This is a genomic window from Ramlibacter sp. (genome assembly GCF_035627355.1).
GTDB lineage: Bacteria > Pseudomonadota > Gammaproteobacteria > Burkholderiales > Burkholderiaceae_C > Ramlibacter.
The window spans coordinates 73,716-89,481 of the sequence record NZ_DASPLW010000025.1; the positions used below are offsets into that span (position 1 = coordinate 73,716).

Here is a 15,766-nt window from a genome sequence, read left to right on the forward strand (position 1 = left end):
ACGGGCTCCGGTCAGGCGGTTGCGAACAGCAGCGATTCGGCGAAGGTCTCGAGCTGCATGGCCATCTGCTCGAAGGAGGTCATCTTTTCCTCGAACTCGAGCACCAGGTACTGCACGCCGACCTCGTCGAGGTGCTTGGACCAGGCCACCTGTTCGTCCAGGCCGGGCTCGCAGAACTTGGCGGCGGTGACGATCGCCGCCTCGGCCTTGCTGCCGGCGATCATGTCCATCAGGTAGGCCTCCTTGGTCTTGCGCTCGTCGTGCTGCACCGGGCTGGCGGCGCAGCGCTGGATGAAGCTCTCGGCCAGCGCCCAGATCGGGTCGCCCGTGCCGGGGACGTCGTCGGTGAGCCAGCGCAGGCCGATCAGCAGGTCGTCGTCGACCACGTAGCAGTTGTCGTCGATCGCTTCCAGCATCTCCAGCGGCGGCTGCTCGCAGAAGCCGCCTACGAACACCACCCGGGGCTTGTCCTGGGCCTGGCGGTTGCGGGCGCGGATGCCCACCAGCGCGCGCTCGAGCAGCTCGTTGTGCGCCTCGCAGGGGATGCGGGTGCGCGCGCGCAGCAGCAGGTAGGACTCGGTGCAGCTGAGCTTCCAGGGCTCGTCGCGCCGGATCGCGTACAGCTCGCGCAGCAGGGCGCGGTTGCGGTTGTAGGCGCGGATGCTGGCGGCCAGCTTGGCGTCAGTGGCCTCCTGGCCCGACTTGCGCTCCAGCTCGCCGCGCAGGCGCTGGTACTCGGACGCCACGTAGCGCACCGCCCCCGGCGTGTTCGGGTTCTGCGGCAGGTACAGGATCTGGGCCAGCTGTTCGGGGAAGTTGCGGCCCCAGATCCCGGCCAGGTGCTTGGCCGCGTCGCAGATCGGGTGGGTGATGAAGCCCTTCAGGCCCTGCAGGGAACCGTTGAGCCCCATCTCCGAGGTGGAGCGGCAGATGGAGCAGATGAACGAGCCCATGTGGGCGTCGGCATGCTTGAGCTCCAGCTTGTTGCCGCCGCCCAGGATGTTCACCGGCAGCAGGCCGGCGGCATGGGCGATCTCCTCGGGGAAATACACGGGGAAATGGCCGAGCGTGCCGGTGAAGCCGGTCGGCAGGGCGCTGTCATCCGGCACGGGCGACTGCCGCAGGGTGTTGCAGTACTCGAGGATCTCGTCGAGCTCGGCGCCGGGGCCGTCGGACGGTGCTGTCTCCATCGCTTGTCTCCTGTAAACCGGTATTGCAGTACCGGAATACGTTTATTTAAGCGCGGGACCGGCCTGGCAATGTCTGACGTGGATCAAGGTTTCGGAGCGCGGCCTCCTGATGGGGTACTTGAATGAGGCCCTTCGTTTTCAGGGTTGGCCCGGATCATTCACGCGCGGAATGTGCGGCATCGACACAATCCATTCGCCAAATGTCAAACGGGTGCGTAGATTGCTGCGTTACCGCTGTCCCGGGACCCCCATGGCTGAACGTTCCTTTGCCGCCGAAGTCGAGAAGCTGCGCCTGGGCGCCGGCGAGGAGTTCCGCGGCGAGGGCATCCTGGCCGTGACCAAGGCGCTGCTGCAGTCCGGCGTGTCCTACGTGGCCGGCTACCAGGGCGCGCCGATCTCGCACCTGATGGACGTGCTCACGGATGCCAACGACATCCTGCGTGAGCTGGGCATCCGCTTCGAGCACAGCGCATCGGAGGCGACCGCGGCGGCGACGCTGGCCGCCTCGGTCAACTACCCGCTGCGCGGCGCCGTCACCTTCAAGTCCACCGTCGGCACCAACGTCGCCTCCGACGCGATCGCCAACCTGGCCTCGGGCGGCGTCACCGGCGGCGCGCTGATTATCGTCGGCGAGGACTACGGCGAGGGCTCCAGCATCATGCAGGAGCGCTCCCACGCCTTTGCCATGAAGTCGCAGGTCTGGCTGCTGGATCCGCGGCCCAACCTGCCGTCCATCGTGCAGGCGGTGGAGCAGGGCTTCGAGCTGTCCGAGGCCAGCCGAACGCCGGTGATGCTGGAGCTGCGCATCCGCGCCTGCCATGTGCACGGGCGCTTCACGTGCAAGGACAACCGGCGCGCCGACTTCACGCTCAAGGACGCGATCGAGCAGCCGCGCCGCGACGCGGGCCGGATCGCACTGCCGCCCTCGACCTACCTGCACGAGCAGGAAAAGGTCGAGCAGCGCTGGCCGGCCGCCGTGCGCTTCATCCAGGAGCGCGGGCTCAACGAATTCTTCGCCGAGGGCGAGCAGGACGTCGGCATCGTGCTGCAGGGTGGCCTCTACAACGGGGTGCTGCGCGCGCTGGAACTGCTGGGCCTGGCCGACGCCTTCGGCCGCTCGCGCGTGCCGCTCTACGTGCTGAACGTCACCTACCCGCTGGTGGATGCCGAGTTCACCCGCTTCTGTGCCGGCAAGCGCGCGATCTTGCTGGTGGAGGAGGGCCAGCCCGACTTCATCGAGCAGGCGGTGCACGCCATCCTGCGCAAGGCCGACGTGCAGACCCAGGTGCACGGCAAGGATTTCCTGCCCATGGCCGGCGAGTACACCGGCGGGGTGCTGGTCAAGGGCATCGCCGGCTTCCTGCGCCAGTGCGCCCCGGCGCTGCTGGAGGGCCGCGAGCTGCCGGTTGCCGCGCGGCCGGCTCCGCCCCCCGCCCGCATGGAGGGAAACCCGAAGGCGATCGCGATCCGGGAGGCCACCGAGCAGGTGCAGGGCCGGCCGCCCTCGTTCTGTACCGGCTGCCCGGAGCGGCCGATCTTCACCGCCATCAAGCTGGTCGAGCGCGAGCTGGGCACGCACCACGTCAGCTGCGACATCGGCTGCCACCTGTTCTCCATCCTGCCGCCGTTCAACATCGGCGCCACCACCATGGGCTACGGGCTGGGCTGGGCGGGCGCGTCGGCGTTCAACACGCCCGAGACCGGCAAGCGGGCCCTGGCCATCATGGGTGACGGCGGCTTCTGGCACAACGGCCTGACCAGCGGCGTCGGCAACGCGGTGTTCAACAAGTCCGACAACGTGCTGGTGGTGATCGACAACGGCTACTCCGCCGCGACCGGCGGGCAGGACCTGCTGTCCTCCAAGGCGTCCAACCCGATCCGCGCCACCAACCACCCGATCGAGAAGGCCGTGCGCGGCGTCGGCGTCGAGTGGGTGCGCACCATCGACCACACCTACAGCCTGTCGAAGATGCGCGATGCGTTGCGCGAAGCGCTGACCACGCCGGTCCAGGGCCCGAAGGTGATCGTCGCCTCCAGCGAGTGCATGCTGAACAAGCAGCGCCGCGTCAAGCCGCTGGCCCGCAAGGCCATCGCCGAGGGCAAGCGGGTGGTGCGCGAGCGCTTCGGCGTGGACCCCGACACGTGCACCGGCGACCACTCCTGCATCCGGCTGTCGGGTTGCCCGTCGCTGACCATCCGCGAGAACCCCGATCCGCTGCGACGCGATCCGGTGGCGACGGTGATCGACAGCTGCGTGGGCTGCGGCCTGTGCGGCGAGACGGCGCACGCGGCGGTGCTGTGCCCTTCGTTCTACCGCGCCGAGATCGTCAACAACCCGACGCGCTGGGACCGCTTCAAGCAGCGGCTGGCGGCCGCGGTGATCGGCTTCTTCCAGGACCGCATCGAGCGCCGGCTGGAGGGCCTGGCCGCATGACACAGCCCCGCGCCATCACCATCGCCCTGCTCGCCATGGGCGGCGAGGGCGGGGGCGTGCTGTCCGACTGGCTGGTGGACCTGGGCGAGGCCAACGGCTTTCTGGCACAGGCGACCTCGGTGCCGGGCGTGGCGCAGCGCACCGGAGCGACGGTCTACTACATCGAGCTGTTCCCGCAGTCGGCCGTGCCGGCGGGGGCGCAGCCGGTGCTGGCACTGGCGCCCGTGCCGGGCGAAATGGACGTGGTGATCGCCTCCGAGCTGATGGAAGCCGGCCGCGCGCTGCAGCGGGGCCTGGTCACGCCCGGGCGCACCACCTTCGTGGTGTCCACCCACCGCGTGTATTCGATGAACGAGCGCACCGCGATGGGCGATGGCCGGGTCGACGGCGACAAGCTGATGGCCGGCGCACGCGCCGCGGCGGCACGGCTGGTGGCGGCCGATTTCGCGGAGCTGGCCGAGCAGGCCGGCGGGCCGATCTCGCCGGTGCTGTTCGGCGCGCTGGCCGCCTCCGGCGCCTTGCCCTTCGCGCGCCAGCAGTTCGAGGAGGCCATCCGCCGCGGGGGCGTCGGCGTCAAGGCCAGCCTGAAGGCCTTCGCGGCCGGCTACGACGCCGCCCTGGCCGAGGCCGCCGCGCAGGCAACCCCGGCCAGCACGGTGCCCTTGGGTCCCCGGCTGGCCGAATTGGGTGCGCGCATCGCCCGGGAGTTCCCGCCCGCCGCCCAGGACACCCTGCGCCACGGCGTGCTGCGCCTGGCCGACTACCAGGACGAGGCCCATGCCGCGGACTACCTGGACCGCCTGCTGCCGCTGCGTGCCGCGGGCGAGGTGCTGGTCGAGGCCGCGCGCCACCTGGCCTTGTGGATGAGCTATGAGGACGCGATCCGCGTCGCCGACCTGAAGACCCGCCGCACCCGGTTCGCCCGCGTCGCCGGCGAGGTGCGCCTGCGGCAGGACCAGCTGCTCGCGATCAACGAGTACATGCACCCGCGCGTGGAGGAGATCGCCGACATCCTGCCGGCCGGCCTGGGCCGATGGCTGCTTGCCAGCCGGATGGCGCGCGCGCTCGTCGGCCGCTTCACGCGCGAGGGCAAGGTGGTCCGCACCAGCTCGCTGGGCGGCTTCCTGCAGCTGTATGCGATCGCGGCGCTGCGCCCGCTGCGGCGCCGCTCGCTGCGCTTCGCCGCCGAGCAGCAGCGCATCGCCACCTGGCTGGCCGAGGTGCAGCGGCTGGCGGCCATCCACCCGGATTTGGCGCTGGAGGTGGTGCGGGCGCAGCGCCTCGTCAAGGGCTACGGCGACACCCATGCGCGCGGCTGGCGCAGCTTCCAGCGCCTGATGGCCGAATTGCCCCGGCTGGAGGCCCGGGCCGATGGCGGCCGCCGGCTCCGCGAACTGGCCGGCGCCGCGCTCGCCGACGACGACGGTGCGGCCCTCGAACGCATGCTCGCGTCTGCCTGAATTGACCGGTCCCCCTGCAAGCTATATGTTCGTCCACCACCACAAGGAGACAAGGCGATGAAGCGAAGAGTCCTATGCCAGGCCGCGGCAATGCTGCTGGCCACCGGGTTCGCGGCGGGAGCCGCTGCGCAGGAGGCGACGCTGCGCATGGTCAGCGCCTTCGCCGAGAACGGCATCTACGTGCAGCGCCTGCAGCCGTGGATCCAGAAGTTCAACGCCGAAGGCAAGGGCGTGCTGCAGATCAACTTCATCGGCGGGCCCAAGGCGATCCCGACCTTCGAGGTCGGCAACGCGGTCAAGACCGGCGTGGTCGACATGGCCCTGTCCACCGGCGCCTTCTACACCAACGTGATGCCGGAGGCCGACTTCCTCAAGCTCACCCAGATCCCGGTCGCCGAGCAGCGCAAGAACGGCGCCTTCGACGCGATCAACAAGGTCTGGAACGAGAAGGCGAACATGCAGTACCTGGCGCGGATGGTGGAGAACCAGCCGTTCCACCTGTACACCACCAAGAAGATCGACAAGCCGGACCTCACCGGCCTGAAGATCCGCATCACGCCGGTGTACCGCGAGTTCTTCCAGTCGCTCAACGCCAACGTGGTCACCACCCCGCCGGGCGAGGTCTACACGGCGCTGGAGCGCGGCGTGGTCGACGGCTACGGCTGGCCGATCGGCGGCATCTTCGACCTGAACTGGCAGGAGAAGACCAAGTACCGCGTCGATCCCGGCTTCTACGACGCCGAGGTGTCGCTGATCATGAACCTGCCGGCGTACCGCAAGCTCACGCCGGCGCAGCGCGACTACCTGCAGAAGCAGCTGCTGGCGCTGGAGGCGCAGAACACCTTCTGGGCCCAGTACACCGCCGACGAGATCGCGCGCCAGCAGAAGGCCGGCATCGAGACGATCAAGTTCGATCCCGCCACCGCCAAGGCCTACCGTGACAAGGCCTACGAGGTGGGCTGGGCCAACGCCCAGAAGCTGAGCCCCGAGGTCGCCGCGCGCTTCAAGCCGCTGTTCGCGCCCAAGCAGTGAGGGCGAGCCTCGCCCTCGGATGGCAGCGCCTGCTGGCCGGCCTGGCGCTGGCCGGCTGCGCGGTCATGTTCGCCATGATGATGGTCATCGTGGTCGACGTGGCCCTGCGCAACATCCCGGTGCCGGGCCTGCCGCGCGGGCTGGCCTGGAGCAACGAGGTCTCCGAGATGATGCTGTTCCTCACCACCATGCTGGTGGCGCCCTGGCTGCTGCGCCAGGGCCAGCACATCCGGGTCGACATCGTGCTGCAGGCGCTGCCGCCCAAGGTGGCCTGGCAGATCGAGTGGCTGGGCGACATCGTCGGCCTGGCCTGCTGCATCTTCATGACCTGGTACGGCGCCCGTGCCGCGTGGGCGAGCTGGAGCGACGGCTCGCTGATGATCAAGACGCTGGTCACGCCCGAGTGGTGGTCGCTGGCGCCGCTGCCCATCACCTTCGCGCTGCTGTCGGTGGAGATGGTGCTTCGGATGCAGCGGCTCGCGGCCGGCGAGCGCGCCCCGCGACAGGATGCGGTGAGCGCCGCGTGAGGAAGGCCTTCGAATGAGCGACTGGGTCGTCGCCGCCTGGCTGATGCTGGGCGGCTCCACGCTGCTGCTGTTCATCGGCATCCCGGTGGCGCTGACCTTCATCACGATCAACATCGTCGGCGCCTGGCTGTACATGGGCGGCGAGGCCGGGCTGGCGCAGCTGGCCCGCAGCAGCGTCAGCTCGGTGATGGCGTTCTCGCTGACGCCCATCCCGCTGTTCGTGCTGATGGGCGAGGTGCTGTTCCACACCGGGCTGGCGCTGCAGGTGATCGAAGGCATCGAGCGGCTGATCCGGCGCCTGCCGGGCCGGCTGGCGGTGGTCGCCGTGGTGGCCGGCACCGTGTTCTCGGCGATCTCCGGTTCCACCATCGCCACCACCGCCATGCTGGGCTCGCTGCTGCTGCCGGTGATGCTGGCGCGGGGCTACCACCCCACGCTGGCGACCGGGCCCATCATGGCCATCGGCGCGGTCGACATGCTGATCCCGCCTTCGGCGCTGACGGTCCTGCTCGGCTCGCTGTCCGGCATCTCCATCTCCAAGCTGCTGGTCGGGGGTGTGCTGCCCGGTGCGCTGCTGTCCGCAGCGTTCGTGCTGTGGATCGTGCTGCGGGTGCGGATCACGCCCTCGCTGGCACCGACCGCGGAGCAGCAGCCGGCCTACACCGGCTGGGCGAAGTGGAAGCCCTTCTTCGCCTACGTGCTGCCCACGCTGTCGATCTTCGGCGTGGTGGTGGGTGCGCTGGCGGCGGGCTGGGCCACGCCCACCGAATGCGCGGCCCTGGGCGCCTTCGCCACCCTGCTGCTGGCGGCGGCCTACCGCGCGCTGACCTTCACCGCGCTGCTCAAGGCCCTCAAGGGCACGGCCAACATCTCGGGGATGATCCTGTTCATCATCCTGGGCGCGACCACCTTCGCGCAGATCCTGTCCTTCTCGGGCGCCAGCAACGGGCTGGTGCAGCTGATCACGGGGCAGGGCTGGTCCACCGGCGCGATCGTCGCGGGCATGATGGCGATGCTGATCTTCCTGGGCATCTTCGTCGACCAGGTCAGCATGATGATGATCACGCTGCCGATCTTCATGCCCATCGTGCAGCAGCTGGGCATAGACACCGTCTGGTTCGGCATCATGTTCCTGATCTGCATGCAGCTGGGGCTGCTGCTGCCGCCGCACGGCCTGCTGCTGATGACCATGCGCGGCGTCGCGCCGCCCTCGGTCAGCATGGGGCACATCTTCCAGGCGGTGGTCCCCTACGTGGCGATGAGCATCCTGCTGCTGGCCGCCGTGTTCTGGCTGCCGGCGATCGCGACCTGGCTGCCGGGCTGGATCGGCTAGCGAAGGCAGCGAATCCCCGGTGCGGCAGGCGTGACGCAGACCGGGCGTCAAAGCGCCTTGCCCGAACCCGGTCGAGCTCCCTCTGGCGCACCCGCTGTGGCTTAATCGGCTCACGTGGATGTGTGCACTGGAACGCGGGAGTTGCAAGGTGGATCTGAGCGTGGGTGTGGACGGGCTGGACGACGTCCTGGGCGGTGGCCTGACACCGGGAAGGCTGTATCTGGTCGAAGGCACCCCGGGCGCCGGCAAGACCACGCTGGCGCTGCAATTCCTGCGCGAGGGGGCCCGACGCGGCGAAGCGGTGCTGTATGTCACGTTGTCGGAAACGATCGGGGAGTTGAAGGGCGTCGCCGCGTCCCATGGCTGGGACCTCGCAGGCATCGAGCTGCGCGAGCTGCTGCCTTCGCCGGACAGCCTGCTGCCGGACGAGCAGTACACCATGTTCCACCCTTCGGAGGTGGAACTCGGCGAGACCACGCAGCGCGTGATCGCGGACGTGGGTCAGCTCAATCCGACCCGCGTCGTGTTCGACTCCCTGTCGGAGTTGCGGCTGCTGGCGGGCAACTCGCTGCGGTACCGCCGGCAGATCCTGGCGCTCAAGCAGTTCTTCGCCGGGCGCAACTGCACGGTCCTGCTGCTGGACGACATGACGTCGACCGACCACGACCTGCAGGTGCAGAGCATCTCGCACGCGGTGCTGAAGCTCGAACAGCAGCAGTCCGACTACGGCGTGACGCGCCGGCGGCTGGTGGTCACGAAGTATCGCGGTCACGATTTCCGGTCCGGCTACCACGACTACAAGATCGTCCGGGGCGGGCTGGTCGTCTTCCCGCGCCTGGTCGCCGCCGAGCACACCGGCGATGTCGCCCCCGAAAAGCTCGCCAGCGGCGTCCAATCCCTGGACGCCCTGCTGGGGGGCGGCCTCGACCGGGGCACCAGCACGCTGCTGGTCGGTGCGCCGGGAACCGGCAAGTCGAGCGTGGCGGTGCAGTTCGCCTACGCGGCCGCCCAACGCGGGGAATGCGCCTCGCTTTTCATCTTCGACGAGAGCGTGGCCACCCTGAAGCGGCGATGCCAGGGGCTGGGGATGGACCTCGCACCCCATGTCGAGGCGGGCCGCATCCTGATCCGGCCGGTGGATCCGGCGGAACTGTCGCCCGGGGAATTCGTGCATCTCATCCGGGACGCGGTCGGTCGTGGCGCCCGGCTGGTGATCATCGACAGCCTCAACGGCTACCTGAACGCCATGCCCGACGAACGCTTCCTCGTCATCCAGCTGCACGAACTGCTGACCTACCTGGGCCAGGCCGGGGTGGCGACCCTGCTGGTGGGCGCGCACCATGGCCTGATCGGCCCCCAGATGCAGACCCCGGTCGATGCCAGCTACCTGGCCGACTCCGTGGTGCTCCTGCGCTACTTCGAGGCGGAAGGCGAAATGCGCCAGGCCATCTCCGTGATCAAGAAGCGCAGCGGAGCGCACGAGCGCACCATCCGCGAGTTCTTCCTGTCGGACAGCGGATTGCGCGTGGGGCCGCCCCTGAAGGAGTTCCGTGGCGTCCTGACCGGCGTGCCAGCGTCCGTCGGCGGCTCCCCCTCGCAAGACAAGGGGTGAGCCTGCCGTGAGTGCCGGGCCCGGATCCGGGGAACTGCGCGTCCTGCTGCGCGCGGTGACCGGCAAGGATGCGTCCATGAGCGTGCGCCTGCTCGAGCGCGCCGGCATCGAGGCCCTGCCGTGCACCGGTCCCCGCCACCTGCTGCAGCAGATCGCCGGCGGTGCGGGCGCGCTCATGGTGGCCGAGGAGGCGCTTGGGGAGCCCGGCTTCGAGCAGGTCATCGTCGCGCTCCGGTCGCAGCCGGCGTGGTCGGACCTCCCGGCCATCGTGCTGGCCCGTCCGGGTGCGGACTCGCCGGCCATCGCGCGCGCCATGAGCGAGCTGGCCAACATCACGGTGCTGGAGCGACCGGTCCGGGTGGCCGCCCTGGTCAGCGTCGTGCGGTCCGCGCTGGCGGCCCGCAAGCGGCAGTACCAGCTGCGCGCGATGCTGGACGGCCTGCGGGAGGCCGACCTGCGCAAGACCGAGTTCCTCGCCACGCTGGCGCACGAACTGCGCAACCCGCTGGCGCCCTTGCGCAACGGCCTGGCCATCCTGAACCGGCAGGAGGTCGAGCGCACGCGCGCGATGGAGCTGTACGGAATGATGGAGCGGCAGGTCGGGCACATGGTGCGCCTGATCGACGACCTGCTGGAGGTGTCGAGGATCACGCGCGGCAAGCTGCAGCTGCGGCTCGAACCCGTGGACGTGGTGCAGGTCCTGCGCGATGCCGCGGACGTGAGCCGGCCGCTGGTCGAGGAGAACGGCCTCGAGCTGGTGCTGGACCTGCCGCAGGAGCCGTGGCCGGCCATGGGCGACAAGGTGCGGCTGGTCCAGGTGTTCAGCAACCTCCTGAACAACGCGGCCCGCTATTCCGTGCGCCAGGGGCGGATCGAGGTCGAGATGAAGCGCGAGGACGGGACCGGCCGGGTGTCGATCCGCGACGGCGGCATCGGCATCGCGCCGGCGGATCTTCCTCGCATCTTCGACATGTTCGTCCAGGTGTCGGATGCGTCGCGTGCGCCGCGCGCGGGACTCGGCATCGGCCTGACCCTGGTTCGCACGCTCGTCGACCTGCACCAGGGCGAAGTGTCCGCGCACAGCGAGGGGCTGGGTCACGGCTCGACCTTCACGGTCCGGCTGCCCCTGCTGCCTGCAACCGAACCGGTCGGGCCCGCGCCGGCTCAGACCCCCGCCGTGTCCGGCCAGCAGGTCCTCGTCGTGGACGACAACCGGGACGCGGCGGACTCGCTGGCCTCCCTGCTGGAGATGCTGGGCTGCACCCCGCAGACGGCCTACAGCGGCGCGGAGGCCCTGCGCCTGGCCGTGACGACGAAGCCGGCGATCGCGATCCTCGACATCGGCATGCCGGACATGGACGGCTGCGAACTGGCGCGACGCATCCGCTCCCTTCCGGGCACGGCCGGCATCTACCTGGTCGCCTTGACGGGCTGGGGACAGGAGCCCGACCGTGCGCGCGTCAGCGCGGCCGGCTTCGACCAGCACCTGCTCAAGCCCGTCGCGGTCGAGGACCTCGTCAGGACCTTGTCCGCGGCAGTGCCTGCGCCCCAGCGGTGACGATCAGGCCCTCGCAGGTCAGGTCTTGCGGCTGGCCGGCAGCGGCACCATCACCGGTTGGCCGGGCGTGCTGCAGCCGCTGTCGCAGCAGCGGCCGGGTTGCCGGTTGCGGGTGATCGCGCGGCCTTCCTCCTGCAGCACCCCTCGCTCCAGCAGGCGCTCGACCAGGTCGACCTTGCTGCCCACCGGGTAGTGCCGCCAGATCTCCTGCTTCATGGCAGCCGGCGAGCCGCCCCCGTGGAGGCTGATCAGCGAGTACCAGCCGCCCTGGTAGGACGCCGTGAGGTCCTCCAGGAAGCGCGCCACCTCGATGCGCTTGTCGTAGGGCACGGCCGGATTGGCGCGCAGCACTTCGGCCAGGGTGGCGGCGGTGGCCGGGTTGTGGTCCTCGTCCGGGCCGGGCAGGGCCACGATCAGCCCGCCCGACACCTCGTGCGCGAGCCGGTGCATGTCGTAGATCTGGGTGGCCAGCAGCAGTTTGCCGATGTTCGCGAACACCGGCTCCGGCATGAACGAGCCGCTGTGCGGGTCCTGCGTGCCATACACGCTGGCGGCCACGCCGCAGGCGAAGAAGCCCTCGGTGATCTTGATCAGCTCCACCATGGGCTCGCGCAGGTTGGATTTCTCGCCGGGGTCGAAGCCGTTCGCCTCGCACATCAGGGCGCCGGCGCCGATCAGGAGGTCGCCGAAGCCGGCCCGCGCCGCGATGCAGCTGTGGCGATGGTGGGTGGCGTAGCTGTAGGTGAGCACCTGGCTGTGCTCCCACTCGCCTTCGTAGAACACCCGCTCCCACGGCACGAAGACGCGGTCGAACAGCACCACCGCGGTGGCCTGGCCGTACTTGCGCGAGAACAGGGCGCTGCCGTGCTCCAGCTTCTCGCCGGGCCGGCCGGCCGGGCGCGACACCAGCGTCACGCCCCCGGCGTCGATGGGCACCGCGCAGCAGACGGCGAAGTCGCGGTCCTCCTGGGTCATCTGGCGGCCCGGCATGACCAGCAGTTCGTGCATGTACGGTCCGCCGGTGACGATGGCCTTGGTGCCGCTGATCACGATACCGCGGGCGTTGCGCTCGACCACGTGCACGTAGGTGTCCGGGTTGGCCTGCTGGTGCGGCCGCTTGCTGCGGTCGCCCTTGGCATCGGTCATGGCGATGCCGAGCGACAGGTCCTCGTCCTGGCAGCGGGCCAGGTAGGCCGCGAACCGTGCGCGGTGCTCGTTGGAGCCGCGCGCATCGTCGATGCAGGCGGTCGCCTGCGCCAGCGCGTTCAGCGCGTCGTGCGCCAGGTAGCGCTGGGCACAGCCGGTTTCCTGGCACAGCACGCGCACCGCTTCCAGCTTGTTGAGCAGGTCGCCCGCCGAGTCGTTGACGTGCAGCATGCGGTTGACCACGCGCTGGCGCGAGGCCTGCGTCGCCAGCGCGATCGGCTCGTGGGCGGCATCGCGCGCGAAGTCGTAGGTGAAGGCCAGCGCGTTGACGCCGGGGCGCAGCGAGGGCTCGTCGGCCACGCTCTGCACGAGTTGCCCGTCGACGTAGACCCGGGGCTTGAGGCGCCGCAGCGACTCGCGGTAGTCGTCGCCGCTCATCAGGGACGCGCGGGACGGCACGGGATCGGAGAGTTTCATGCGGGCTCCTGTCAGGCTCGGTCCATTGGACCATCGCCTCGGCGCAGGCGCGATCAGGCGTTTCCCGCGGCCGGCTTGTCTGCGAGCGGAATCCGGAACCCGAAGGTCGCGCCCTTGCCCAGGCCTTCGCTGTGGGCCGACATGCTGCCGCCGTGCATCTGCACCAGCGCGCGGGCCAGCGCCAGCCCGACGCCCAGGCCGGTGTCGGATGCGGTCGGGGCCAGCCCCGCCGCGCCCTGGGCGAACAGCTCGAAGATGTGCTCCAGCTCGTCCTTGGCGATGCCGCGGCCGCTGTCGGTCACCGAGACTTCCACGTTGTCCCGCGTGCGATGCAAGGTCAGCGTGATGCGCCCGCCCTCGGCGGTGTACTTGGCCGCGTTGACCAGCAGGTTCTGCAGCACCTGGGCCAGGCGGGTGGGGTCGCCGTCGACCTGGTGGGGGCCGGGCGGCACGTCCAGGGTCAAGGTGTGCGCGCGCGCCTCGATCAGCGGCCGCACGGTTTCCACGCTGCGGGCGATGACCTCGGCCAGGTCGATCGGCTCGCGCCGCAGCCGGATCTTGCCGGTGGTCAGGCGCGAGACGTCCAGCAGGTCGTCGACCAGCCGCGTCATCTGGGTGAGCTGGCGGTCGATCACGTCGCGCATGCGCTGCACCGGCACCGGCAGCTGGGCGTCCATCTTCTGCATGATGGTCACGGCGTTGCGGATCGGCGCCAGCGGGTTGCGCAACTCGTGCGCCAGCATGGCCAGGAACTCGTTCATGCGCCGCGTGGAGCGCTCCAAGTCGGCGATCTTGCGCTGCACCGACAGGTCCTGCGTGATCTTGGCGTAGCCCGCCAGCTGGCCGGTGCTGCCGCGGATGGGCGTGACCAGCACCCGCCCCCAGAAGCGGCCGCCGTCCTTGCGCACGCGCCAGCCCTCGTCCTCGAAGCGGCCGTCGGCGCGGGCCAGCGCAAGTTCGCGCTCGGGCTTGCCGGCCTGGCGATCCTCCGGGGAGAAGAAGATTCCGAAGTGCCGGCCCATGATCTCGCTGCCGCTGTAGCCGTGGATCACTTCGGCGCCGCGGTTCCAGCTGCGCACGTTGCCCTCCGCATCGAGCATGAAGACGCCGTGGTCCGAGATGCCGTTGACCAGCATCCGGAAGCTTTCCTCGCTGGAGCGAAGCGCCTCCTCGTGCTGGCGCCGCTCGGACAGGTCGCGCGTCACCTTGGCGAAGCCGGTCAGCTCGCCGGTGGACGGTTCACGCAGGGCGGTGATCACCACGTTGGCCCAGAAGCGGCTGCCGTCCTTGCGCACGCGCCAGCCCTCGTCCTCGAACCGGCCGTCGCGCGCGGCGCGCCGCAGCTCCTCCTGGGGCCAGCCGGTGGCCACCGCCTCAGGAGGGTAGAAGACCGAGAAGTGCTGGCCGACGATCTCGTCGCGGGTCCAGCCCTTGAGCTTCTGCGCGCCGCTGTTCCACGAGCTCACCCGTCCGTCCGCATCGAGCAGGAAGATGCCGTAATCGACGACGGAGTCGATCAGCAACTGCAGCCGGCGCTCGATGTCCGTTCGTGAAGATGGTGCAGGCACTGGCAGGCGGTTGAGAGGCAGGTACGGCGAGGGCGGAAAAGGGGACGTCGGCCATTATCACGTGCGAATGCGGTCCGGTACGTGCGAAGGCCCACGGTGCAACTCATCGGTGCCTGTCGGGCCCGGTCGCCGTGCAGTCCCGCCAGCGTCCTACCCCCGTGCACGCGACGGCGGCGCAGCATCGATCGGGATCCATGAAGCAAGACCAGGCGCCAGCAGGGGGCGACAGCGACCCGCAGCAGGCCGCGCGTTCGGCGGGCCTGGTGTACGTCGGCGACGAGGAGCCCGGCATCCGGCGCGAGCCCGCTGCGCAGGGCGTGCGCTACCTCCACCCCAACGGTTCGCCGGTGCGCGACGAGCGCACGCTCGACCGCATCCGCGGCCTGGCGATCCCGCCCGCATGGACCGAAGTCTGGATCTGCCCGTCGCCCGACGGCCACCTGCAGGCCACCGGCCGGGACGCGCGCGGGCGCAAGCAGTACCGCTACCACCCGCGCTTCCGCGAGCTGCGCGAGGAGAACAAGTACGGCCGCATGATCGAGTTCGCGCAGGCGCTGCCGCAACTGCGGGCTGCGCTGGCGCAGCACATGGCGCTGCGCGGGTTGCCGCGCGAGAAAGTCCTGGCCACGGTGGTGCACCTGCTGGAAAGCACGCTGATCCGGGTCGGCAACGACGACTATGCGCGGCAGAACCGCAGCTTCGGGCTGACCACGCTGCGCGACCGGCACGTGGAGGTCGAGGGGGCGCAGCTTCGCTTCCGGTTCAAGGGCAAGAGCGGCAAGAGCTGGCAGTTGCAACTGCACGACCGGCGGGTGGCCCGGGTGGTTCGCGCCTGCCAGGAGCTGCCCGGCCAGCGCCTGTTCCAGTACGCCGACGAAGCCGGCGAACTGCGCGAGGTGACCTCGACCGACGTCAATGCCGACCTGCGCGAGATCAGCGGACGCGACATCACCGCCAAGGACTTCCGCACCTGGGCGGGCACGGTGATGGCCGCCTTCGCGCTGCAGGCGATCGGCCCGGCCGATGCGACCCGCAAGGCCGTGCGCGACGCGGTCGCGGCCGTGGCTGCACGGCTGGGCAACACGCCGACGATCTGCCGGAAGTGCTACGTCCACCCCGAAGTGTTCGCAGCCTGGCAGGCGGGCGAACTGGTGCTGGCGGTGGAGTCCGTCCGCGTCCGCGATGCGACCGGCGGGTTGCGGCCGGAGGAGGCGGCCGTGCTGGCCCTGCTGCAGGCGCGGCTGTCGCGCACTGTCGAGGGCGACCTGGCCCGCAGTCTGGCGGCGCTGGGGCCGCGCGAGGGGGCGCGCCGGCGCCGCGGCGGCAGCAAGCGCCTGCGTGCTTGAGCATCCGCCCGAGCCGCCTTAGTCAATCGCCCTAAGCCTCGAGCCGCAGGGGTCCCTAAGCTCTTCACCACACCAGGACCGAG

The 15,766-nt window shown here is 70.0% G+C and carries 11 protein-coding genes and 1 pseudogene; 8 read left to right on the forward strand and 4 right to left on the reverse strand.

The features are described from left to right. Nucleotides 1-11: 11 nt before the first annotated feature. Nucleotides 12-1,190, reverse strand: coding sequence for a 2-hydroxyacyl-CoA dehydratase (locus tag VEC03_RS07250; RefSeq protein WP_324914005.1), 1,179 nt, complete (start codon nucleotides 1,188-1,190; stop codon nucleotides 12-14). Nucleotides 1,191-1,440: 250 nt separating this feature from the next. Between VEC03_RS07250 and VEC03_RS07255 the strand changes: the two genes are divergently transcribed. The 7 genes from VEC03_RS07255 to VEC03_RS07285 all read left to right on the forward strand — a co-directional run bounded on the left by VEC03_RS07255 (nucleotide 1,441) and on the right by VEC03_RS07285 (nucleotide 11,146). Continuing rightward, nucleotides 1,441-3,624, forward strand: a complete 2,184-nt coding sequence (locus VEC03_RS07255) for an indolepyruvate ferredoxin oxidoreductase subunit alpha (RefSeq protein ID WP_324914006.1) — start codon at nucleotides 1,441-1,443, stop codon at nucleotides 3,622-3,624. Next, on the forward strand, nucleotides 3,621-5,084 hold the full coding sequence (locus tag VEC03_RS07260) for an indolepyruvate oxidoreductase subunit beta family protein (RefSeq protein ID WP_324914008.1): 1,464 nt from the start codon (nucleotides 3,621-3,623) through the stop codon (nucleotides 5,082-5,084). The genes VEC03_RS07255 and VEC03_RS07260 overlap by 4 nt, the downstream gene beginning before the upstream one ends. 57 nt (nucleotides 5,085-5,141) lie before the next feature. Continuing rightward, nucleotides 5,142-6,116, forward strand: a complete 975-nt coding sequence (gene dctP / locus VEC03_RS07265; RefSeq protein ID WP_324914010.1) for a TRAP transporter substrate-binding protein DctP — start codon at nucleotides 5,142-5,144, stop codon at nucleotides 6,114-6,116. After that, nucleotides 6,113-6,643, forward strand: coding sequence for a TRAP transporter small permease (locus VEC03_RS07270; protein WP_324914011.1), 531 nt, complete (start codon nucleotides 6,113-6,115; stop codon nucleotides 6,641-6,643). Before dctP ends, VEC03_RS07270 begins: the two co-directional genes overlap by 4 nt. A gap of 13 nt (nucleotides 6,644-6,656) precedes the next feature. Further along, complete coding sequence (locus tag VEC03_RS07275) at nucleotides 6,657-7,976, forward strand: TRAP transporter large permease subunit (protein ID WP_324914012.1); 1,320 nt, start codon at nucleotides 6,657-6,659, stop codon at nucleotides 7,974-7,976. A 118-nt stretch (nucleotides 7,977-8,094) separates the two neighbouring features. Beyond that, nucleotides 8,095-9,588, forward strand: a complete 1,494-nt coding sequence (locus VEC03_RS07280; protein ID WP_414708466.1) for an ATPase domain-containing protein — start codon at nucleotides 8,095-8,097, stop codon at nucleotides 9,586-9,588. 7 nt (nucleotides 9,589-9,595) lie between these two features. Beyond that, nucleotides 9,596-11,146, forward strand: coding sequence for a hybrid sensor histidine kinase/response regulator (locus VEC03_RS07285; RefSeq protein WP_324914015.1), 1,551 nt, complete (start codon nucleotides 9,596-9,598; stop codon nucleotides 11,144-11,146). 18 nt (nucleotides 11,147-11,164) lie between these two features. On the opposite strand, the gene VEC03_RS07290 is transcribed toward VEC03_RS07285, so the two are convergent. The 3 genes and pseudogenes from VEC03_RS07290 to VEC03_RS07295 form a co-directional block, all read right to left on the reverse strand. Beyond that, nucleotides 11,165-12,769 carry a 4-hydroxyphenylacetate 3-hydroxylase family protein gene (locus tag VEC03_RS07290; RefSeq protein WP_324914017.1) on the reverse strand — a complete coding sequence of 535 codons (1,605 nt, stop codon included), beginning with the start codon at nucleotides 12,767-12,769 and terminating at the stop codon, nucleotides 11,165-11,167. 53 nt (nucleotides 12,770-12,822) lie between these two features. Then, nucleotides 12,823-13,275, reverse strand: coding sequence for a sensor histidine kinase (locus tag VEC03_RS19110; protein WP_414708468.1), 453 nt, complete (start codon nucleotides 13,273-13,275; stop codon nucleotides 12,823-12,825). Between the two features lie 66 nt (nucleotides 13,276-13,341). Beyond that, a pseudogene (locus VEC03_RS07295) lies at nucleotides 13,342-14,343 on the reverse strand (PAS domain-containing sensor histidine kinase); the annotation flags it as partial. A gap of 188 nt (nucleotides 14,344-14,531) precedes the next feature. Here VEC03_RS07295 and VEC03_RS07300 point away from each other — a divergent pair. Further along, on the forward strand, nucleotides 14,532-15,683 hold the full coding sequence (locus VEC03_RS07300) for a DNA topoisomerase IB (RefSeq protein ID WP_324914020.1): 1,152 nt from the start codon (nucleotides 14,532-14,534) through the stop codon (nucleotides 15,681-15,683). The last annotated feature ends 83 nt before the right edge of the window (nucleotides 15,684-15,766 follow it).

What these genes read in the sequence shown, in the direction of transcription:
- VEC03_RS07275 (WP_324914012.1), top strand. Translation starts at nt 6,657, where the DNA reads ATGAGCGACTGGGTCGTCGCCGCCTGGCTGATGCTGGGCGGCTCCACG.
- VEC03_RS07260 (WP_324914008.1), top strand. Translation starts at nt 3,621, where the DNA reads ATGACACAGCCCCGCGCCATCACCATCGCCCTGCTCGCCATGGGCGGC.
- VEC03_RS07290 (WP_324914017.1), bottom strand. Translation starts at nt 12,769, where the DNA reads ATGAAACTCTCCGATCCCGTGCCGTCCCGCGCGTCCCTGATGAGCGGC.
- VEC03_RS07255 (WP_324914006.1), top strand. Translation starts at nt 1,441, where the DNA reads ATGGCTGAACGTTCCTTTGCCGCCGAAGTCGAGAAGCTGCGCCTGGGC.
- VEC03_RS07250 (WP_324914005.1), bottom strand. Translation starts at nt 1,190, where the DNA reads ATGGAGACAGCACCGTCCGACGGCCCCGGCGCCGAGCTCGACGAGATC.
- dctP (WP_324914010.1), top strand. Translation starts at nt 5,142, where the DNA reads ATGAAGCGAAGAGTCCTATGCCAGGCCGCGGCAATGCTGCTGGCCACC.
- VEC03_RS07280 (WP_414708466.1), top strand. Translation starts at nt 8,095, where the DNA reads ATGTGTGCACTGGAACGCGGGAGTTGCAAGGTGGATCTGAGCGTGGGT.
- VEC03_RS07300 (WP_324914020.1), top strand. Translation starts at nt 14,532, where the DNA reads ATGAAGCAAGACCAGGCGCCAGCAGGGGGCGACAGCGACCCGCAGCAG.